The following is a 500-nucleotide window of genomic DNA, read 5'->3' as shown; positions in this document are numbered from 1 at the left end:
GCTGATCTACCGGCCGTCGTCCCGCCGCGGCCGGTAGATCAGCCTCGACCGATGGCCGGGTTTGTAGCAGGTCAGTGCGGCGATGGATATCCGTCTGCGGGATCGGCCGCGGACCCGCACCACCGGGGTCCGGCCGCGCTGAGACCAAGTTTTTGCGTGCGGCGGCGTCATGGAGAAACCGGCCTCGTCCTCGAAGACGAGCCAGGCTCCACGGGCCGCCGCGAGTCTTCCGCGCACGGCCACACCTCCTTGACCCACCCGGCCACCGCCTCGTCGTCCCGCTCCACCGCTCGTCGGGCCGGGACCTGACAGGACCAGCCATTACGGACCAGGAGTTTGCGTACGCCCTGGATCGTGTAGGTCAGGTGGAAGCGCCGGCCGATCACCGTCTTCACCCGACTCAAGGTCCAGCGCTGGTCTTCCCAGCCATGCGCGGCCGGCCCCTTGGCCAGCTCCGCCTCCAGCTGAGCGAACTGCCTTTCGCTCAGCCTCGGCAGTGA

General features: G+C 68.8%; 1 pseudogene. It reads right to left on the bottom strand.

The annotated features are described in order from the left end of the window. Positions 1–9 precede the first annotated feature (9 nt). A pseudogene (locus RM812_RS42165) lies at positions 10–500 on the bottom strand (helix-turn-helix domain-containing protein); the annotation flags it as partial.

Origin of the sequence: Streptomyces lancefieldiae (assembly GCF_031845825.1) — a bacterium.
Classification (GTDB): Bacteria; Actinomycetota; Actinomycetes; order Streptomycetales; family Streptomycetaceae; genus Streptomyces; species Streptomyces lancefieldiae.
This window is presented reverse-complemented; position numbering and strand designations above follow the sequence as displayed.